Origin of the sequence: Acrocarpospora macrocephala, assembly GCF_009687865.1 — a bacterium.
GTDB classification, from domain to species: Bacteria; Actinomycetota; Actinomycetes; order Streptosporangiales; family Streptosporangiaceae; genus Acrocarpospora; species Acrocarpospora macrocephala.
This window is the reverse complement of record NZ_BLAE01000034.1, coordinates 49034-68330: the sequence shown is the minus strand read 5'-3', so window position 1 is coordinate 68330 and position 19297 is coordinate 49034. Positions and strand designations below refer to the sequence as shown.

Annotated in this window: 18 protein-coding genes; 11 read left to right on the top strand and 7 right to left on the bottom strand. The window is 70.3% G+C overall.

The features are described 5' to 3' along the window. Window positions 1-73: 73 nt before the first annotated feature. A complete protein-coding gene (locus tag Amac_RS27800) occupies window positions 74-724 on the bottom strand; it encodes a response regulator (RefSeq protein WP_155357363.1) in 651 nt (216 codons plus the stop codon). After that, on the bottom strand, window positions 721-1980 hold the full coding sequence (locus Amac_RS27795; RefSeq protein WP_170322685.1) for a sensor histidine kinase: 1260 nt from the start codon (window positions 1978-1980) through the stop codon (window positions 721-723). Before Amac_RS27795 ends, Amac_RS27800 begins: the two co-directional genes overlap by 4 nt. A gap of 109 nt (window positions 1981-2089) precedes the next feature. On the opposite strand from Amac_RS27795, the gene Amac_RS27790 reads away from it, so the two are divergent. The 5 genes from Amac_RS27790 to Amac_RS27770 all read left to right on the top strand — a co-directional run bounded on the left by Amac_RS27790 (window position 2090) and on the right by Amac_RS27770 (window position 7653). Further along, window positions 2090-2614, top strand: a complete 525-nt coding sequence (locus tag Amac_RS27790; protein WP_155357361.1) for a hypothetical protein — start codon at window positions 2090-2092, stop codon at window positions 2612-2614. After that, window positions 2611-3684 (top strand): peptidoglycan-binding protein, encoded by a 1074-nt coding sequence (locus tag Amac_RS27785; RefSeq protein WP_155357360.1) that lies wholly within the window; start codon window positions 2611-2613, stop codon window positions 3682-3684. The genes Amac_RS27790 and Amac_RS27785 overlap by 4 nt, the downstream gene beginning before the upstream one ends. Then, the gene (locus Amac_RS27780) at window positions 3681-4370 is read left to right on the top strand and encodes an ABC transporter ATP-binding protein (protein ID WP_246268740.1); all 690 of its coding nucleotides are present in this window, start codon (window positions 3681-3683) and stop codon (window positions 4368-4370) included. Before Amac_RS27785 ends, Amac_RS27780 begins: the two co-directional genes overlap by 4 nt. Next, on the top strand, window positions 4358-5554 hold the full coding sequence (locus tag Amac_RS27775) for an ABC transporter permease (RefSeq protein WP_218041315.1): 1197 nt from the start codon (window positions 4358-4360) through the stop codon (window positions 5552-5554). Before Amac_RS27780 ends, Amac_RS27775 begins: the two co-directional genes overlap by 13 nt. Before the next feature lie 218 nt (window positions 5555-5772). Continuing rightward, entirely contained in the window at window positions 5773-7653 is a 1881-nt protein-coding gene (locus Amac_RS27770; RefSeq protein ID WP_218041314.1) for a pectate lyase-like domain-containing protein, read from the top strand. Here the strand turns inward: Amac_RS27770 and Amac_RS27765 are convergent. After that, a complete protein-coding gene (locus Amac_RS27765; protein ID WP_155357359.1) occupies window positions 7638-8630 on the bottom strand; it encodes a helix-turn-helix transcriptional regulator in 993 nt (330 codons plus the stop codon). The genes Amac_RS27770 and Amac_RS27765 overlap by 16 nt on opposite strands. 63 nt (window positions 8631-8693) lie before the next feature. Between Amac_RS27765 and Amac_RS27760 the strand changes: the two genes are divergently transcribed. After that, entirely contained in the window at window positions 8694-9806 is a 1113-nt protein-coding gene (locus tag Amac_RS27760) for an epoxide hydrolase family protein (protein ID WP_155357358.1), read from the top strand. Window positions 9807-10035: 229 nt separating this feature from the next. Then, window positions 10036-11244, top strand: coding sequence for an FAD-binding oxidoreductase (locus tag Amac_RS27755; protein ID WP_246268738.1), 1209 nt, complete (start codon window positions 10036-10038; stop codon window positions 11242-11244). Here the strand turns inward: Amac_RS27755 and Amac_RS27750 are convergent, their stop codons facing one another. After that, window positions 11245-11532 (bottom strand): hypothetical protein, encoded by a 288-nt coding sequence (locus Amac_RS27750; RefSeq protein ID WP_155357356.1) that lies wholly within the window; start codon window positions 11530-11532, stop codon window positions 11245-11247. A gap of 101 nt (window positions 11533-11633) precedes the next feature. On the opposite strand from Amac_RS27750, the gene Amac_RS27745 reads away from it, so the two are divergent. From Amac_RS27745 to Amac_RS27735, 3 genes are all read left to right on the top strand, one after another. Further along, window positions 11634-12692, top strand: a complete 1059-nt coding sequence (locus Amac_RS27745; protein WP_218041313.1) for a helix-turn-helix transcriptional regulator — start codon at window positions 11634-11636, stop codon at window positions 12690-12692. A 288-nt stretch (window positions 12693-12980) separates the two neighbouring features. Continuing rightward, window positions 12981-14009 carry a lytic polysaccharide monooxygenase gene (locus tag Amac_RS57720; RefSeq protein ID WP_307729763.1) on the top strand — a complete coding sequence of 343 codons (1029 nt, stop codon included), beginning with the start codon at window positions 12981-12983 and terminating at the stop codon, window positions 14007-14009. A gap of 208 nt (window positions 14010-14217) precedes the next feature. Then, window positions 14218-15078, top strand: coding sequence for a YihY/virulence factor BrkB family protein (locus Amac_RS27735; protein WP_155357354.1), 861 nt, complete (start codon window positions 14218-14220; stop codon window positions 15076-15078). Window positions 15079-15092: 14 nt separating this feature from the next. Here Amac_RS27735 and Amac_RS27730 read toward each other — a convergent pair whose 3' ends face one another. Together Amac_RS27730 and Amac_RS27725 are read right to left on the bottom strand one after the other, a co-directional pair. Further along, window positions 15093-15902 carry an SDR family NAD(P)-dependent oxidoreductase gene (locus Amac_RS27730; protein ID WP_170322684.1) on the bottom strand — a complete coding sequence of 270 codons (810 nt, stop codon included), beginning with the start codon at window positions 15900-15902 and terminating at the stop codon, window positions 15093-15095. Then, a complete protein-coding gene (locus tag Amac_RS27725) occupies window positions 15899-16615 on the bottom strand; it encodes a hypothetical protein (protein WP_155357352.1) in 717 nt (238 codons plus the stop codon). The genes Amac_RS27730 and Amac_RS27725 overlap by 4 nt, the downstream gene beginning before the upstream one ends. Window positions 16616-16669: 54 nt before the next feature. On the opposite strand from Amac_RS27725, the gene Amac_RS27720 reads away from it, so the two are divergent. Further along, entirely contained in the window at window positions 16670-17140 is a 471-nt protein-coding gene (locus Amac_RS27720; RefSeq protein ID WP_155357351.1) for a MarR family winged helix-turn-helix transcriptional regulator, read from the top strand. A gap of 15 nt (window positions 17141-17155) precedes the next feature. Here Amac_RS27720 and Amac_RS27715 read toward each other — a convergent pair whose 3' ends face one another. Continuing rightward, a complete protein-coding gene (locus tag Amac_RS27715; protein WP_218041312.1) occupies window positions 17156-19297 on the bottom strand; it encodes a hydantoinase B/oxoprolinase family protein in 2142 nt (713 codons plus the stop codon).

Here is a 19297-nt window from a genome sequence, read left to right as displayed (position 1 = left end):
CCAGCACATACCGCGCGGCCACCAATGCATTTCGCTTCGCCCCCCGCCGGCGACTGGCGGGCGGGCATCCTCGTCACGCTATGCCGCTCTGGTACGCGCAGATGACGGCGTGGATGCGGTCGCGCAGCCCCAGCTTGGCCAGGATCCGGCTGACGTGGGTCTTGACCGTGCCCTCGGTGATCACCAGTCGGCCGGCGATCTCCTGGTTGGACAGCCCTTCGGCGATGAGCTTGAGCACGTCGCGCTCGCGGGCGGTGAGCGCGTTGAGTGGTGTGGTGTCGGCGAGCCGCGGGCCGGTGGCGACGAAGTGCTGGACCAGCCGGCGGGTGACGGTCGGCGCGGCGACGTTGTGCCCGCCGGCGACGGCGCGTACGGCCTGCAGCAGCTCGCCGTCGAGCGAGTCCTTGAGCAGGAACCCGGCCGCGCCCGCGCGGAGCCCCGCGTAGACGTACTCGTCGAGGTCGAACGTGGTCAGGATGATCACGTGTGGCGGCTCGTCCGGCGGGTGTGCGGCGCGGAGCCGGCGGGTCGCCTCGATGCCGTCGATGCCGGGCATGCGTACGTCCATGAGCACCACGTCCGGCCGGGTCTCGGCGGCCACGGTCAGGGCCCGCAGCCCGTCGGCGGCCTCGCCCACCACGGTCATGTCGTCGGTACCGTCGAGGATCATGCGGAAGCCGGCCCGGACGAGGGCCTGGTCGTCGGCGATCACGACGCGGATCACGCGACCAGCTCCGGGGATGTGCCGACGGCGACCGGGAGCCGCGCCGAGACTTCGAAGCCGCCGCCCGCGGCCGGGCCGGCCCAAAGGTCACCGCCGAGGGCATGGACCCGCTCGGTGATGCCGCGCAGCCCGTTGCCGGGTAACGGCGGCGGGACCGGCTCGCCGCTGTCCGCGATCCGGATGTCCAGGCCGGCGGGGCCGAAGTCGAGCGCGACCGTGCAGCCGGCGCCCGGGGTCGCGTGCTTGAGCGTGTTCGTGAGTGCCTCTTGCACGATGCGGTAGGCCGCCAGCTCGATGACGGCCGGCAGCGTCGCCGGCTCGCCGGTGACCCGGAAGTCGACCGGCGTGCCGCTGTCGCGTACCCGGTCGACCAGCTCGGGCAGCCTGGCGAGGCTCGGTTGGGGTTCCAGTTCGGCGCGCGGCTCGGTGCGCACCAGGCCGAGCAGCCGGCGCATCTCGGCGAGCGAGGCGCGGCCGGTGGTGACGATGTTGGTCAGCGCGGCCTCGGTGCGCTCCGGTTGCCGGGCGAGTATGGCTTTGGCACCCTGTGCCTGGACGACCATCACGGACAGGCCATGCGCCACGACGTCGTGCAGCTCGCGGGTGATCCGGCTGCGCTCGGCGGCGACCGCGAGCGCGGTGCGCTGCTGTTGCTCGCGTTCGAGGTCGTCGGCGCGGGCCTGCAGGGTGGCCAGGTGGGCGCGCCGGGTCCGTGCGCTGTCGGCGACCGCCCAGGTGGCGGCGAGCAGCAGGGCGGGTACGGCCGCCGCCTTCGTCGCGTTCAGCAGGATGGACAGCGCCTGCCCCGGCACGATGGCGTCCATCACGTTTTTCAGGCACCCGGCGAACAGGACCGCCTCGGCGGCGACCAGGACGGCGATGACGTTCCGGCGGGTATGGGCCGAGCCGGCCAAGGTGTACATGGTGATCAGCACGGCGATGTCCATCGGCGGGGACTTCATGACCGGGTCGAGCAGGTGGGCGCCCACCGAGCCGGCGGCCATGAGCGTGGCGGTGAGCGGCCAGCGGTGCCGCAGGACGATCGCGACGGCCGCGGGCACCCCGGCCAGACACCACCAGATCACGTGGGTGCGCCAGGCGTCGACCGATCCGAACGTGACGAGCAGCTTTTCGTCCGGCTTGCCGAACATGAGCAGGGAGTCGCTCCAGAGCAGGGTGGCGGCGGCGAGCAGGAGGATCAGCGTCGCGTCGAGCCAGAGCCGACGCGCCGTCACGCGAAGCGTCGTCGGCTGCATCGCCCCAGCGTACGTGCGCGGCAGCGGCGCGACATCTGTCTCACGACAGACCCGGAGATCGGCCCGCGGGCAGACGCGAGGGCTGGCCCCGAACGGCAACCTGTGAGCCATGACTTACCGAGCTTTCGTCGTATCCGCCGTGCTGGCCGGTGGCCTGGCCGCCTGCGCGTCCGGCGGCACGGGTTCCCCCGGCGCGTCTCCCGGGGCGAGCGCCGACGCCCAGCAGGCGCTGGAGATCGGCCGCCGTTTCGCGCAGTGCGGGCGCGACCACGGGTACCCGAGCTTCCCCGATCCCGTGATCGACGGCACCAAGCTGAAGTACGGGGACTGGGGGCCCGAGGTCCAAGAGCAGAGCCGCGCGGTGAGCGAGGTACCCGAGTGCAAGGCGATCCAGGACCAGCTCCGGGCGCTCGGCGACGCCAACGCGGCCCCCAGCGCGGCCGACCTGGAGAAGCTGAAGCAGTTCGCCCAGTGCCTGCGTGACCACGGGATCACCGGCTGGCCCGACCCGAAGGCGGACGGCAGCTTCCCGATCATCGGTACGCCGCTCCAGGCGGATGCCAAGTCCGATCGCTCCCGCGCCGCCCAGAATGCGTGTAAGCAGCACTGGGACCGCGGGTTCCGGGTCTCATGAGGATCCGGTGGTGGGTGGCCGCCGGCGCATTGCTCGCCGCGGCGGGCGTGGCCGGCTGGGCGGTCACCCGGGCACCGTCGGCCGCACCGGTCGCCGGGCCGCAGGTGCGCACGACGACGGCCCCGGTGACCCGTGGCGACGTGGCGGCCCGCGTCCAGGTTGCCGGGGTGCTCGGCTTCGACAGGGCGTACACCGTCGTCAACCACGGGCCCAGCGGCGTGGTCACCGCCGTGCCGGCGCCCGGGACCGCGGTGATCCGCGGCGCCGACCTGTACGCGGTGGCCGGCGTGCCGGCGATCCTGCTGTACGGGACCACACCGGCGTACCGGGATTTCACCGTCGGCATGACCGACGGCGCCGACGTCCTGCAACTGGAACGGAACCTCGTCAAGCTCGGCATGGACCCCTGGCGCCGCATCACGGTCGATCGGCACTTCAGCTACGCCACGGCGAGCGCGATCCGCCGCTGGCAGGCGGCCCGCGGCCTGCCAGTGGCGCAGCGGACCGGGCGGCTGGGGCTCGGGCAGGTCGTCTTCCTGCCCCGCGCCATCCGTGTCGGGCAGGCCCTCGCCGAGGTCGGCACGTCGGTGCGCCCGGGCGCGCCGGTGCTGGCGGCGACCGCGACCGCCCGGGTGGTGCGGGTCGCGCTCACCGCCGACCGGCAGACGACGGTCCACCCCGGCGATCCGGTCCTGGTCACCGTCCCAGGCCTGGCCGAGCCGCTCACCGGGACGGTCCGGGAGATCGGGACCGTGGCGACGCCGCCCAGCCAAGGCCCGGGGCCGGCGACGGTACCCATGGTCGTCACCGTGCAGCTGCCGACCGGCGCGCCGAGGCTCGACCAGGCGCCGGTGCAGGTCGCGATCACCACCGCGCGGCGGCGCGACGTCCTGCTGGTGCCGGTGACCGCGCTGCTCGCCGGGGCGTCCGGCGGCTATCAGGTGGCCGTCGTCGACGACGTCGGCCGGCGGCTCGTACCCGTGCGGCCGGGCCTGTTCGACGAGGCCGCCGGCACGGTCGAGGTCGACGGGCTGACCAAAGGCATGCGGGTGGAGGTGCCGGTGTCGTGAGCGACGTCGTGCTCTCCTTGGCGAACGCCGGCCGGACGTACCCCGGCACGCCGCCGGTCGAGTCGCTGCGCGGGGTCGACCTGACCGTGCGCGCCGGCGAACTGGTGGCCGTCGTCGGCCCGTCCGGCTCCGGCAAGACCACGCTGCTCAACCTCGCCGCCGGCCTGGACCGCCCGACCACCGGCTCGGTCCGCCTCGCCGGGCAGGCCGTCGAGAACCTGTCCGACCGGCGGCTCTCCGGCCTCCGGGCGTACGCGCTGGGCGTGGTGTTCCAGCAGTTCTTCCTGATGGACCACCTGTCCTCCGTGGACAATGTGGCCAACGGCCTGCTCTACCGGGGCGTACCGGCGGACGAGCGCCGACGGGCAGCGGCGGCCGCCCTGGACCGCGTGGGTCTGGCGCACCGGGCGGGCCATCCGGCCGGCAAGCTCTCCGGCGGCGAGCGCCAGCGCGTCGCCATCGCCCGAGCCCTGGTCGGCTGGCCGGCGCTGATCCTCGCCGACGAGCCGACCGGCAATCTGGACAGCGTCAGCGGCGCGCAGATCCTCGCGCTGCTGCGGGACCTGCACTCCGACGGCGTGACGCTGCTCGTCATCACGCACGACGCCACCGTCGCGGAGGCCTGCCCGCGCCGGGTCGACCTCCGCGACGGCCGGATCGTCGCCGACACCGGATGGACCGAATGATCTCCCGGGTACGCGCCGCGGACCTGCTCTCGCTGGCGACCATCGGCATGCGCAGCCGCCCGCTGCGAGCCGCACTGTCCATACTGGGCATCGCGATCGGCATCGCCGCCATCGTCGGCGTCCTCGGCATCACCCGCTCAAGCCAGGCCGACCTGCTGGCCCGCATCGACCGGCTGGGTACCAACCTTCTCACCGTGGCCAACGGGCAGCGGGTCGGCGGTGACGCGGCGCGGTTGCCGGAGCACGCCGCCACCGGTGTCGCCCGGACCGACGGCGTGCAGCGGGTCACCGCCACGGCCGATCTGGCCCAGGTACAGGTGTTCCGGACCGACCGGGTACCCGCCTACCGCACCGGTGGCATAGAGGTCCGCGCCACCGACCCGTCCCTCCTCGGCACGCTCGACGGGCAGCTGGCCACCGGCGTCTTCCTCAACGAGGCCACCACCCGGTACCCGGTCGTGGTGCTCGGCCACGACGCCGCGTCCCAGCTCGGCATCGACCGCGTCGACGCCGGTACCCGGGTCTGGCTGGGCGGGCACTGGTTCACCGTCGCCGGGGTGCTGCGCCCGCTCGAGCTCGCCCCGGAGGTCGACCGGGCCGCCCTCATCGGGCTGCCGGTCGCCGCCGAGCACTTCGGCTTCGACGGCCACCCAACCCGCCTGTACGTGCGGGCGGACACCGACCGGACCGCGCTGGTCGCCACCATGCTGGCCCGGGCGGCCAACCCGGCCGAGCCGAACACCGTCGATGTCAGCCGGCCCTCCGACGCGCTCGCATCCCGGCTGCTCGTCGCCGACTCCATCACCTCGCTGCTCCTCGGCCTCGGCGCGATCGCGCTGCTCGTCGGCGGCGTCGGGATCGCCAACGTCATGGTCATCTCGGTGCTCGAACGCCGTACCGAGATCGGCCTCCGGCGGGCACTCGGCGCTGCCCGCCGGCACATCGCCGCCCAGTTCCTGAGCGAATCGCTGCTGCTCTCCGCACTCGGCGGGGTGGCCGGCGCGGTACTCGGCATCGCGGTCACCTACGCCGTCGCCACGTCGCGCGGCTGGCAGACCCTGGTACCGGTGACCGGCGTCTGGGGCGGCCTCGCGGCGACGCTCGTCATCGGTGCCGTGGCCGGCCTCTACCCGGCCGGCCGGGCCGCGCGCCTCAACCCCACCGACGCCCTCCGGACATCGTGATCTCGCTGCCGGAAGCCCGTAGCTGCCGCCCACCGTTCGTGTACTTGTGCTCTGACGAGTTCACGCGATAGAAACATCTCAACCATTCCTTCAGTCCTTGATACAAGTATTGCCCTTCTTCGAGAGAGCGCTCTCGCGATCCGGCGGTGTCGGCCGCCCGTCGAAGGGTCTCAGCCCCCCAAATGACCGCTGCACGCGCAGCGGAAAGGACGAACCGTATGACGACCAAGCCTCCCGGCGACGGGAGTGTGACGAGGCGGAGCCCCCGCCGCCGGCAGATCGGGCGGGCGTTCACGTTCGGTCTCGTGCTCGCGACCGCCGTCATGACGGCGGGCACGCCCGCCACCGCCGCATCCGATGGCGCTCCTGATTTCGGGCCGAACGTCACCGTCTTCGATCCGAGCATGCCCGTCAGCTCGATCCAGGCGACTCTCGACGCGAAACACGCCGCTCAGGTCGACAACGAGATGGGCACCACGCGTCACGCGTACCTCTTCAAGCCCGGCACGTACGGCACCGCCGAGCAGCCGCTCCAGATCAAGGTCGGCTACTACACCGAGATCGCCGGCCTGGGCGCCTCGCCCACCGACGTCGTCATCAACGGCAAGGTCGAGGTCTACAACCGCTGCCTGGCGGACGGCGGCACCGGCAACTGCCTCGCGCTGGTCAACTTCTGGCGCACCCTGTCCAACCTGTCGATCAACATCAACGCGGCCGGCCAGGACGGCTGCCGCTCGTCGGCGAACTTCTGGGCCGTCTCCCAGGCGGTGTCCCTGCGCCGTCTCAACATCAGCGGCGGCAACCTGTCGCTCATGGACTACTGCACGGCCGGCCCGCAGTACGCCAGCGGGGGCTTCATCGCCGACTCCAAGCTGCCGTCCGTCACGAACGGATCGCAACAGCAGTGGCTGACCCGCAACAGCGAGGTCGCCGGTTGGTCGAACGCGGTGTGGAACCAGGTCTTCTCGGGCGTCGTCGGCGCACCGTCCGAGGCCGGGTTCCCGAGCCCTCCCTACACCACCCTCGAGACCACTCCCGTCAGCCGCGAGAAGCCCTACCTGTTCGTCGACGCGCAGGGCGATTACAACGTCCGCGTACCCGCCGCCCAGCAGGGCACACGTGGCATCACGTGGGCCAACGGCATGACCCCGGGTTATACGCTGCCGATCAGCGACTTCTTCATCGCGAAGCCGGGCGATTCGGTGAAGGTCATCAACAAAGAGCTCGAGCGCGGCAAGCACCTGCTGCTCACGCCCGGCGTGTACGACATCGAGCGGAGCATCGATATCAAGCGCGCGAACACGGTCGTCCTCGGCATCGGGCACGCCACGCTCACCGCCGTCAACGCCTCGACCCCGGTCGAGGTCGACGACGTCCCCGGCGTGATCGTCGCCGGCGTGACCATCGACGCGGGTCTCAAGAAGTCGCAGGTTCTGCTGAAGGTGGGCAAGAAGGACAAGAGGAGCCACAGCTCGGCGGACAACCCGACGACTCTGTCCGACGTGTACTTCCGCATTGGCGGACCGCACGTCGGCAGGACCAACACCGCGCTCGAGGTCAACAGCGACCACGTGCTCATCGACCACACCTGGGTGTGGCGCGCCGACCACGGTGTCGAAGGCTTCACCGACACCCAGCGGTGGAACACCAACACCGGCCGCAACGGCGCCATCATCAACGGCGACCACGTGACCGCGACCGGCCTGTTCGTCGAGCACTTCCAGCGGCACAACACCATCTGGAACGGCGAGGACGGCACGACGATCCTCTACCAGAACGAGCTGCCGTACGACCCGCCGACCCAGGCCGACTGGATGGACGGCGACGTCGAGGGCTATGCCGCCTACAAGGTCGGCAGGAGCGTGAAGAGGCACCTCCTCTACGGCGGTGGGGTCTACGTCTTCAACCAGAACAACCCGTCGATCCACACCGAGAACGGCTTCGAGGTGCCCAACACCCCGGGCGTCAAGCTGCACCACATCATGACCGTCAACCTCAGCGCCGGAATCATCGACCACGTCGTCAACGGCGTGGGCGACGCGGCCGACACGACCAAGATCGGTGCGCCGGTGTACATCACGGATTACCCGGCCCCGTAAGACCTGCCCTGGTGGGCCGGAATCTCCGGCCCACCAGGGATGGCGTCGGCGAGTCGGGTGGTGAGCGCGCGGATGTGCTCGATCAGCTCAGGTGGCTCGTGAACGGTGAAGGGCACCCCCGTCAGTGCCACCCAGAGGGCCAGCTCGTCAAGCGAGTTGGAGCCGCATGTCAGCACGCACGTCCCCGCGTCGATGGGCTCGACCGTACCTGTCGTCGGGGCGATGCGCTCGGCCACGACCGCGGCGGGCGCGTGCATGGTGAAGCGGCCCTGGTATCGGTAGGGCGCGCTCGATATCGCGTGGGAGGTGTATCCGGCCAGGTCGGTGGCGGGCGGGTCGCGCGGGACGAAGCGCGGGCCGTTGGGAACGTGGAGAGTGAGCCGGTCGAGGCGGAAAGTGCGCCAGTCCGCACGCTCGGTGTCGTAGGCGACCAGGTACCAGCGGCGGCCGGTGGCCACGAGGCGGTACGGCTCCACCAGGCGTCTGCTCTGGCCTCCGTCATGGGTGCGGTAGTCGAACCGCAGGGTTTCGTGGTCGCGGCAGGCCGCCGTGACCGCGATCAGGGTGTCCGGATCGACCGCGGGCCCGCCGGCCGTCATGGGAACGGTCATCGACTGCAGCGCGCGGACGCGGTGGCGCAGCCGGGACGGCAGCACTTGCTCCAGTTTGGCCAGCGCTCGCGCCGAGCTGTCCTCGATGCCGGTCACGCCCGCGGCAGTACGCAACCCCACGGCGACCGCCACCGCCTCCTCATCGTCCAGCAGCAGCGGCGGCAGGTCGGACCCGGCGCCGAGCCGGTACCCCGACACCCCCGCGACTGCGTGCACGGTGTAACCGAGTTCCCGTAGCCGGTCGACGTCGCGGCGGACGGTACGCGGGCTCACGCTGAGCCGATCGGCCAGTTCGGCGCCCGACCATTGGCGATGGGTCTGCAACAGCGACAGCAGTCGGAGCAGGCGAGCCGAGGTTTCCACCATGTCATCCAATGTGCCGTACACCTAGGACTCATCCTGGCCTAGGCGGCTCATAGCGTCTCCGGCATGGACAACGAGATTCACCCCCTTCGCATCGATATTCCCCAGGCAGAGCTGGATGACCTGCGCGACCGGCTCGCCCGTACGCGCTGGCCGAGCGAGATCGGCGGCCAGGGCTGGAGCCGTGGCGTCCCCGTCGGCTATCTGCGGGAGCTGGCCGCCTACTGGGCCGACGGCTACGACTGGCGGGCCTGGGAAGCGAGGCTGAACGCCTACCCGCAGTTCACCACTGAGATCGACGGCGAGAACATCCACTTCCTCCATGTACGCTCCGACAGCCCCGACGCCCTGCCGCTGATCCTCACCCACGGCTGGCCCGGCTCGATCGTGGAGTTCCTCGACCTGATCGAGCCGCTGTCGCGGGACTTCCACCTGGTCATCCCCTCCATCCCCGGCTTCGGGTTCTCCGGCCCGACCCGCGAGGCAGGCTGGACGACCCGGCGCGTCGCCGCGGCCTGGGCCGAGCTCATGCGCAGGCTCGGTTACGACAGGTACGGCGCCCAGGGCGGCGACTTCGGCAGCGGGATCTCTCGCGCGCTGGGCCTGGAGGCCCCCGACAACGTCGTCGCGGTGCACGTCAACGGCGGCACGACCTACCCCAGCGTCGGCGAGGACGATCCCACGCTCACCGAGCGCGAGCGCGCCAGGGTGGGACGGATGAACGAGTTCATGAACGAGGCGGGCGGATATATCGCCATCCAGTCCACCCGGCCGCAGACCCTCGCCTACGGCCTGACCGACTCACCCGCCGGCCAGCTCGCCTGGATCATCGACAAGATCAGGGACATGACGGACCTGGCCAAGGAGCTCCCGCACGAGGCGATCAATCGCGATCTGCTGCTCACCCACGTCACGATCTACTGGCTGACCGGCACAGCGGGCTCCTCGGCCGCCCTCTACTACGAGGACGGGCACGCCTGGGGTGAGCAGGAGCCGTCTCCCGTGCCGACGGCCGTGGCGCTGTTCACCGTCCAGGACATCGCCCTGCGCCGAGATGAGGAGAAGGTCAACAACGTCGTGCGCTGGTCTGACTTCGACCGCGGCGGACACTTCGCCGCGATGGAGGCCCCCGACCTGCTGCTCGGCGACATCCGCGAGTTCTTCGCCGCCTTCAGGTGACCGGGCGGAGTCGTCCTGGGCGGCCAGCCACCGCACCTGCCCCGCGTCCTGGTACGACTCTCGGGATCGCCGCGGGCCCATTCGACCGGCGACGGTGGTCGTTGAACCCTATTCCCACGATGTCCAGGCGGGTGCTGACCTGCGGCGTCGCGATTTTGTCGGACCGGCCTGAGTAAATGTGTCGAGAGCGACGGTCCTGGTTCGTCGTTGGGATATGGGGAGAATTGAAATGTTCCGTGTGATGGAGCGGTGTGTCTATTTCGGCCCGGGCGATCCCGGCTATGACGAGACACGCCGCACGCTCAACCCCGGCCTCGACCCCCGCCCTGCCCTGGTGGCCGAGGCGCGGAGCGCGGCGCATGTGGCCGACGCCGTGCGCACCGCCAGGCAGCTCGGCCTGGCGCTGACCGTGCAGAGCACCGGCCACGGCACCCACGTGGCCGCCGACGACGGCGTCCTGCTGCTCCGGACCTCCCGGATGGACGCGGTCAGCGTCGATCCTGAGCGCGGGGTCGCCCGGGTCGGGCCGGGCGCGCGCTGGGGCCAGGTGATCGCGGCGGCCGCTCCGTACGGTCTGGCGCCCCTGGCCGGGTCCGCGCCCGACGTCGGCGTGATCGGATACACCCTGGGCGGCGGGCTCGGCTGGCTGTCCCGCCGGTACGGCTTCGCCGCCGACAGCGTGATTCGGGCCGACGTGGTCACCTCGGACGGGCAGCTGATCACCGCCGATCCGGATCACCACGCGGACCTGTTCTGGGCGCTGCGCGGGGGTGGCGGCGGCTTCGGGGTGGTCACCGCGCTGGAGTTCCGCCTGTATCCGGTTTCCCAGGTGTACGCGGGGACGGCCACGTTCCCGGTCGAGCGGGCGGCCGAGACCCTGGCGGCCTACCGCGACTGGTGCGCGACCTCCCCCGACGAGGTGAGCACGGCGCTGGTGCTGACCCCGGAGAGGGTGATCATCAAGGCCATGTGCACGGGCGCGCCAGACGCGCTGCGGCCACTGTTCGCCACGGCGACCGGTGACACCATGGCCGCGATGCCGTTCGGCCAGGCCGCGATGGGCGGCACCGCCGCCCGCCACCTCGACCTGTTCCCCGCCCTGCCGGACGCGGTGCTCGCCACCCTGGTCGAGGCGGGCCGGCAGGCCACTGTGGAGGTGCGCCACTGGGGTGGCGCGCTGGCCAGGCCGGGCGGTCCGGTCAGCCACCGCGACACCCGGTTCTCGGTCATCGCCGACACCCCGCTTCCCGGCCTCGCCGAGGCGCTGGCGCCGCACGCCGGCGGGGGCGTCTTCCTCAACTTCCTGTCCGACACCGGCCGAACCGCCGACGCGTACACCGGCCACGACTTCCGGCGGCTGATCGAGGTGAAGCGCGCCTACGACCCGGCCGATCTGTTCCGCACCGGTCACCGGATTCCCATGGGGGCGGCGTGTTGATCACGATTGCTCGACCAGCTGGAGAAGCCTGGTGTGGGGCGTGCCGACCAGCGCCGGCGCGTTGGCGGGCGTGGACCACACCCGGGTGGTGAGGAATTCCAGAAATTTCGTGGCTTCGTCCCTGGTGTCGAAGTCGAGATCGATGAGCACGTAGCGGTCGTCGTCCGATGGGCGATGGACGCGGTGGCGCAGCACACCGCTGCTGCGGCGCATGTCGGCGAACTGATCGAACGCCTGCTTCCACGTGCTGAAATCGCTGATCGCGTGCTCGATGTGCAAGGTGACCACGATGTTCTCCTTCCGGCGGACCTGACTGACCAAGGATCGGCCCGCGCTCGTGGCCGGGGGTATCCCAGAAGTCTGGGATCCTCGCGGGTACTCTTCGCCTCGTGGCCACGTCGATCGCTCACGAGCGAGTCCGTGAGCGCATCGTGCGGTTGTGCCGCGGCGCGGCGCAAGCGCGGGAGTTGCGCGCGGCGGTGCTCGACCAGCTGCGCCACGTGATCGAGTTCGACTCCTACGTCTTCGCACTGACCGACCCGCGCACCTGCGTGGGCTGCGATCCCTTGGCCGACGTGCCGCTACTCGATGAGCTGCCACGATTGATCAAGCTCAAGTACGTCACCGCCGTCAACCGGTGGACCCGCCTGGGTGAGCCACCGGTGGCGCTGCTGTACGAGGGCACCGGCGGGCGGCGCGAGCAGAGCCTGCTGTGGCGCGACATGCTGGGCCCCGCCGGCATCGTCGATGTCGCCTCCATGGTGTTCCGTGACCGGTTCGGCTGCTGGGGCTTCCTGGACCTGTGGCGAGCCACGCCGGCGACGCCGTTCACCAGCGCGGACGCCGACTTCCTCACCACGGTCGCTCCGCCGGTGACCGAAGCGCTGCGCCACTGCCAGGCCGCCACGTTCACGGCCCGTCCCGCGGACACCGAACCGCGCACCCCGCTGGTGCTGCTGCTCTCACCGGAACTGACGATCCGGGCCCAGACGCGGCAGACCCACGACTATCTACGCCGGCTCCTGCCCACCCCCGCGGAGCGATCCCCTGTCCCCGCCGCCGCCTACAACGTCGCCGCGCAACTGGTCGCTCTCGAGGAGGGCGTCGACGACCATCCGCCGGCTGCCGGCGTTCATCTGGCGCAGGGAGTCTGGGTCACGCTGCGGGCCGCCCGAATCGGGGACAGCGGCGCCGAGCGCTCCGGCGACGTCACGGTCACCATCGAATACGCCACACCGGCGGAACGGCTGGACATCTTCAGCCGAGCCTTCGCGCTCAGCGCCCGTGAAGGCGAACTCCTCCAGGTGCTCGCGCACGGAGCCGATACCCGCCAGGCCGCCGCGCAGCTGCACCTGTCCCAGCACACGGTGCAGGACCACCTCAAGTCGATCTTCCTCAAGACGGGTACGCGGAGCAGGCGCGAACTGTTCGCCCGAGTCCTCGGCTGACCGCACTTCTAATCCGGGACCGCGCGCAACGGAGCCGCCTGAGTCAGGCCTGTGACCTGCACGGATGGATATTCGGTACGCACCGCACCCGCTGCCTCCACTAGCACGGACGGAATTGAACCGTTCACCCTCCTTGCGGCGAATGCCCAGTTCGCCCGCCCTCGGCCGTACATCACCGTTGTTCCTGACTGGCAGTTAGGAGATTGTTGCGCCCGGATGCACCCTGACCTTAGGAGGAAACCCGTGCATACGCTCCCCCGCTCGTTACTCCGAAGTTTGCTCGCGGCCGTGGGCGCCACGCTCCTGCTCACCACCGCGCTGGTCGTACCCGCGTCGGCTCACGGCTCGGTGAGCGACCCCCCAACCCGCAACTACGGCTGCTGGCAGCGCTGGGGCAGCGACTTCCAGAACCCGCAGATGGCCACCCTGGACCCCATGTGCTGGCAGGCCTGGCAGGCCGACACGCAGGCCATGTGGAACTGGAACGGCCTGTACCGCGAGGGCGTGGCCGGCAACCACCAGGCGGCCATCCCCGACGGCCAGCTCTGCAGCGGCGGCAACACCTGGGACGGCCGCTACGCGGCGATGGACGTCCCCGGCGCGTGGAAGACGGTCGACAAGCCCGCCCGCTTCACGCTGAACCTCCTCGACCAGGCCCTGCACGGCGCGGACTACATCCGCGTGTACGCGACCAAGCAGGGCTTCAACCCCAAGACGCAACGCCTGCGCTGGAGCGACCTGGAACTGGTCGGCCAGACGGGCCGCGTCCCCACGGGCGCCGTGACCCCCGTGGAGGTGAACGCCCCGGGCCGCTCCGGCCACCACATCGTGTACACGATCTGGCAGGCCAGCCATTCGGACCAGTCGTACTACTTCTGCAGCGACGTGAACTTCACGGGCTCGAACCCCTCACCCACCCCCACGCCAACTCCCACCCCAACACCCACGCCCACCCCAACACCCACGCCGACTCCCACGCCGACCCCGACCCCCAGGCCCACCCCCAGCCCCAGCCCTGGCCAGGGCTGCTCGGCCACATACCAGGTCGTGTCCTCGTGGGGCGGCGGCTTCCAGGCCGATGTCCGCATCGTCGCCGGTTCGGCCGCGATCTCCGGCTGGACGGTCACCTGGACGTTCACCGGCGGGCAGACGGTCACCTCGTCGTGGAATGCGACGGTGACCAGCAGCGGATCCGCCGTGACGGCCCGCAACGCCGCGTACAACGGCTCGCTGGGCGCCGGGGCCTCGACGACGTTCGGCTTCCTCGGCACTGGCACACCCGGCGCCACACCTGCACTGACCTGCCGCTCCACCTGATCACCTGATGATCCCCGCCCAGCCCCTCTCCCCCTGTTATTCATGGGGAGAGGGGCCCACCTCTTGTCCCGCCGCGGCACGGCCACGCACCCGGGTCAGAACGTGCCGTGCACGGTGCTGCTCCGCACGGAGGGGAGGGCGCTCCCCGCTGCCCCCACGATCCTGACCTGGTCTTTTCGGTCTGCGAGCCCCGGGTAGGGCTCGAAGCATGAGCGAACAGCCGGACAAACCGCCTGAGCGGCCGCCGCGCTCCTGGTGGGGGGTGCTGAAACGCACCGGCAAGGAGTTCAAGCGGGATCATCTGGCTGACTGGGCGGCGGCCCTGACGTACTACGCGGTGCTGTCGATCTTCCCTGCGCTGCTGGCGGTGATCTCGATTCTGGGGTTGTTCGGCCAGCCCGCGGCCAAGCCCTTGATGGACCTCGGCGAGGTCGTCCCTGGTGCCAGGCAGATACTCAACCCCGTGCTGCAGGCCCTGCGAAGCAACCAGACAGCGGCGGGATTCGCCGCGATTTTCAGCATCGCCGTCGCGCTCTGGTCGGCTTCGGGGTACGTCGGGGCGTTCATGCGGGTCGCCAATGTGGTGTACGGAATCGAGGAAGCCCGTCCGATCTGGAAGACTCTCGCGCTCCGGGTGGCCGCCACCGCGATCCTGGTGATCGCGGTGACCGTGAGCGCAGTCGGCGTGGTGCTCACGGGCAACCTCGCCCGGCGGGCCGGCCAGCTGCTGGGCATCGGCCAGACCGGCGTGACCATCTGGAATATCGCCAAATGGCCGGTCCTGGTGCTCATCGTGATGATGGTCCTGGCGCTGCTCTACTGGGCGGGACCCAACGTCGAACATCCGGGTTTCCGGTGGCTCACCCCAGGCAGCGCCCTCGCCGTCATCATCTGGATCATCGCTTCGGCGGCGTTCGCCTTCTACGTGGTCCACTTCGCCAGCTACAGCAAGACGTACGCGACGCTGGCCGGAATGATCGTGTTCCTGATCTGGCTGTGGCTCTCCAACATCGCCGTCCTGCTGGGCGTGGAACTCGACGCCGAACTCACCCGCGAACGTGCGGGGTGATGATCCCCGGATGGCTAACGTCGCTCGATGAGGTCGACGACGTCACGCAGGGCGCGATCCTGCGGTTCCGGGTCGCGTAGCCGGTCGGGGATGGGCATGAGCCTCCCGTTGCCCTCATAGAAGTCGCCTGATCCGATCCCCTCGGCGGCGAGCGTGGTGGGGGTGCGCGCCGCTTTCCGGGGCGAGCCACGGCGTTGGATCAGTCGCATGAGAGGCCACAGGTACCGCCACGCGGGCACGTCATCCCGGGTCATGGCCCGCACCCCCGGTGTCCAGGCCATCCCTGGGTTCGCGGCGTTGATCCTGGCCCTGCCGGCGAGGGCGCGGGCCAGGCTCAGCGTCGCGAGGAGGTTCAGTTGTTTGGCCCGCGCGTATGCGCTGATCGCCGAGTACGTGCCCGGCTCGGTGAAGGGGTCGCCGGTGTGCATCGTGTACGCGCTGGACACGATCTGTACGATGCGGGCGCGGTCGCCCAGGAGCGAAAGCAGCGCCTGAGTAAGAGCGATGGGGCCGAGGTAGTTCAGTGACAGCGTGGCCTCGTGGCCCTCGGCGGTGCGGGTTCGCCGAGTGAAGGCGGCACCGCCCACATTGTTGACGACGACGTCCAGGTGGGACACCTCCTGTGTCAGGTGGTGCGCGAGGGAGAGATTGCCCGCCACGGTCAGGTGGTCGACGCGTACGAACCTCGCGCCGAGTTCGGCCGCGGTGGCGGCGCCTCGGTCCTCGTCCCGGCCGGTGACGATCACGCTCGCGCCCGTCTGGGTGAGGTTGCGCGCGATCTCCAGGCCGATCCCGCCGGTGCCGCCGGTGACGAGGGCGATCACGGGCGTTCCCGGTTCGCGGCGGCTCGGGTCTGGGGCAGCAGGAAGCCAACAATGATCAGCCAGATCGCCCCGCCGAATCGGCCGATGGGCAGCAATACCTGCAGGGGCTCGACGACCATCGAGACGAAGCTCAGCTCGGACAGCGCCGCGATGACCAGTCCGGTCCAGGCCAGCCAGGCCGGCACCAGCTTCAGGATGAGGGCCGGCACGGCCAGACCGGCGACGAGCAATCCGAGTCCGACGACGTATCCCACCCCGCCCGTGATGAAGGAGAGATAGGCGAGCGCGTGGGTGAGCGCGCCGTCAACGCTCACTTCGGGACGGCTCAGCACCCAGGTCGTCATCGACGAGATCAGGAGCAGCAGGCTCGCCGTGATCCCGCCGTACAGCCCGATCGCGGGGCCGGGAACCCGGATGCCCAGTCGCAGCTGGCGGGCGTAGACGGTCGCGGCGTAGATCCCCAGGGGGACGGCCGATCCGAACTGGAAGAGCGCGAGGACCCGGACGGCGGACGAGTGATCGGCGAATCGCGCGACCACGTCACTGGTTTCGGCGAACGGGGACCCTAGTGCGGCTCCGCCGGACATGGCGGCTCCAACGATCAGCCCGGCCAGGAACAGGGCCAGGCTGATGAGAGCCAGCAGACCGGGATGGGGGCCACCCGCACGGCGGGGACCTGCGGCCACAAGGTCGGTGGAGGATAGTTCGGTCATAGCTAGAATGATTCATATGCTGAATCATTCTGTCAATCCCCTTATGCTGATGACGTGACTGACGCATCCACTCCGCGCCGCCTGGGCTTCCTCCTCACGCAGCTGGGTACGTTCGCCTCGGCCCGCTTCGCCGAGCGGGTCCGCGATCTCGGTCTTGTTCCGTCGGATGCCGGCGTGCTGCGCCTGCTCTCGCGTAACCCCGGAATGAGTCAGCGAGACCTGGCCGGTCGGCTGGGCACCGTGCCGAGCAGAGTGGTGGTGCTCATCGACTCACTCGAAGGCCGTGGACTGGTGGCCCGCACCCGCAGCCCGAGCGACCGCCGCAACCACGAGTTGCGCCTGACGGACGCGGGCCGCACGACCATGGGCGCGCTCCGCGGCATCGCGGAAGCCCACGAGCATGAGCTGTTCGCCTCGCTCGACGACGAGGAGCGCCGCTTACTCCAGGGCATCCTGGCGAAGCTCGCGGCCGACTTCGGGCTCGACACCGAGGTTCATCCTGGTTATTCCGAGCGCGGGCAATAGTTCGCGGACAGGCGGTCATGGCGTGGCCACTCGTACCCTGGTTTCCAGCAGGGTGCCGCAGGCCGGGCTGATGAACTCGTCCAGCAGGACGGCGGGCTCTCCGAGGCGGGGCCGGATCCGGACGCCGAGTTCGGCCAGGCGTTCGGCGGCGGGACGGGTCCGGATCAGGGCGTCGTCGTGCCAGTCCTCGGCGGTGCTGATCAGGGCGCCGCTGGCCGGGCAGTACCAGTGGCCGTCCGCCCCCAGGTGGGGGACGGAGGCTCCGGCGGAGCCGATCGCCGAGTCCAGGATCGGTTTCGCGGGGGGCGTGCCCGCCAGCCGTTCGGTGCGGAGCGCGTCCCTGCGTGCGGCGGTCGCGGCGGCGTCGGCGCGGTCGCCGTCGAACACCACGCCATACACGCTCTCGGCGACGGCCGCGGTCACGTAGCCGTTGTTGACGTCCTCGGCGACCAGAGCCGGGTCGCGCAGGAAGGGGTCACCGTAGCCGCCTCCCCCGGCGATCCACTGGACGAAGACGTCGCCGTGCCGGACGGTGAGATCGTGCTGGTTGATGTCCAGCAGTCGCCTACCGGTCGAAGACAACGTCTCGTCAGTGGGGACGACGCCGCCGGACATGAGCTGCCAGACGTTGGTATCCCGGCACAGGAGGTGCCCGCTGCCGCCGCCGGGCAGACCGCCGCCGTAACCGTCGGCGGGCACCTGGGCGCTCGGCGCGAACACGGTCTGGGTCACCTGGCTCGCGCCGTGCAGGGTCCAGGCGAACTCCTGACCGAGGCCGCCCCGGTTGGCGCCGTGCCCGCCACTGGCCGGGGAGAGCCGCTTCCACAGGTAGAGCACCGGGTAGAGCATCTCGTTCATCTCCACGTCCGGCAGCATGTTGTTCATCTGCGTCATCATCCCGGCGCAGTCCAGGCCGTCGGCCTCGGGCTGGGCGCCGGCCCCCATGCCGCCGCCGTCCATGTTGAACAAGACGAAATACTCGCCGTCGTCCCGGGTTCCGGCCGAGATCCCGCCCGTCCAGGAATCAGCCCAGACACCTTGCGTACGCCCCTGGAGCACGGGGTCGTCACTGGCCCGGCACAGCTGGTTGAACAGCTTGACGATCAATCTGCTCACGCGGGCGCCGGTGGTGAGGTGGCCGTTGCTGATCGGCGCCGGCGGGCGCGGATTGACGATGCTTCCCGGCTCGGCGACCACTTCGAAGGCGGTCATGACGCCTTCGTTGAACGGCACGTCCCACGCCAGGATCGGCACGACGGCGGTGGCGACACTACCTACGAGCGCGCCATAGCTGCAGTTGATGAACCCGCCGGTCTGCGGGCTGGAGCCGGTGAAGTCCAACCTCGCCCGGTCGCCACGCTTGGTCAGCGTGCATCGGACCCGATAGAGGCCGTCATCGTGTCCGTTGTGCTCGGTCCACTCCTCCGCCTCCCACACCCCGTCCGGCAGCCGGGCCAGCCGGTCGCGCACGACCTGCTCGGCGATCTCGAAGTTGCGCCGCGTGTAGGCCCGGAAGCGGTCGAGCCCGAACTCCTCGATCGTGGCGAGCAGCCGTCGGATCCCGGTGTTGTTGCTCGCCACGAGGCTGCGCACGTCATTCCAGTACGGCACGGGAACGCGGACGTTGTTGAGCAGGATCCGCCGGACCCACTCGACCGGCTCACCCCGCTCGAAAACCTTCACCCCGGGCGGCAGCCGCAAAGCCTCGCTGTAGCAGTCGTACGCGCCGGGCGCGAAGCCGCCGGGGGTCATCCCGCCGACGTCGAGCAGATGCGCCTGCGACTGCGCCCAGCCGATCAGCTCCTCGCCGTGGAAGATCGGGGAGATCACGTTCGTGTCGGGCGGGTGGCTCGCCCCCGCGGTGTGCGGGTCGTTGCAGATGAACGCGTCGCCCGGATACAACGACTCGCCCCGGATGACCTCGACCAGGTTGCGGACGGCCACGCTGCCCGACCCGATGTGGAACTGCACATAGTCCGAGTACGCGTAGATGCGTCCCTCGGGATCGAACAACGCGGTGTTGAAATCACCGGCCTCGGTGATGACGGGCGACCCGGAGGACCGGATCATCGCGATGCCCATCTCCTCGACGATCGAGTCGAGGCGCATCCTGATCACCTCGAGCGTGACGGGATCGAAGCCGTCGCTTGAGCTCAC

Excerpts from the sequence above, each read along its gene's own strand:
- Amac_RS27795 (WP_170322685.1), bottom strand. The coding sequence starts at position 1,980 with ATGCAGCCGACGACGCTTCGCGTGACGGCGCGTCGGCTCTGGCTCGAC.
- Amac_RS27790 (WP_155357361.1), top strand. The coding sequence starts at position 2,090 with ATGACTTACCGAGCTTTCGTCGTATCCGCCGTGCTGGCCGGTGGCCTG.
- Amac_RS27785 (WP_155357360.1), top strand. The coding sequence starts at position 2,611 with ATGAGGATCCGGTGGTGGGTGGCCGCCGGCGCATTGCTCGCCGCGGCG.
- Amac_RS27775 (WP_218041315.1), top strand. The coding sequence starts at position 4,358 with ATGGACCGAATGATCTCCCGGGTACGCGCCGCGGACCTGCTCTCGCTG.
- Amac_RS27770 (WP_218041314.1), top strand. The coding sequence starts at position 5,773 with ATGACGACCAAGCCTCCCGGCGACGGGAGTGTGACGAGGCGGAGCCCC.
- Amac_RS27765 (WP_155357359.1), bottom strand. The coding sequence starts at position 8,630 with ATGGTGGAAACCTCGGCTCGCCTGCTCCGACTGCTGTCGCTGTTGCAG.
- Amac_RS27760 (WP_155357358.1), top strand. The coding sequence starts at position 8,694 with ATGGACAACGAGATTCACCCCCTTCGCATCGATATTCCCCAGGCAGAG.
- Amac_RS27755 (WP_246268738.1), top strand. The coding sequence starts at position 10,036 with ATGTTCCGTGTGATGGAGCGGTGTGTCTATTTCGGCCCGGGCGATCCC.
- Amac_RS27735 (WP_155357354.1), top strand. The coding sequence starts at position 14,218 with ATGAGCGAACAGCCGGACAAACCGCCTGAGCGGCCGCCGCGCTCCTGG.
- Amac_RS27725 (WP_155357352.1), bottom strand. The coding sequence starts at position 16,615 with ATGACCGAACTATCCTCCACCGACCTTGTGGCCGCAGGTCCCCGCCGT.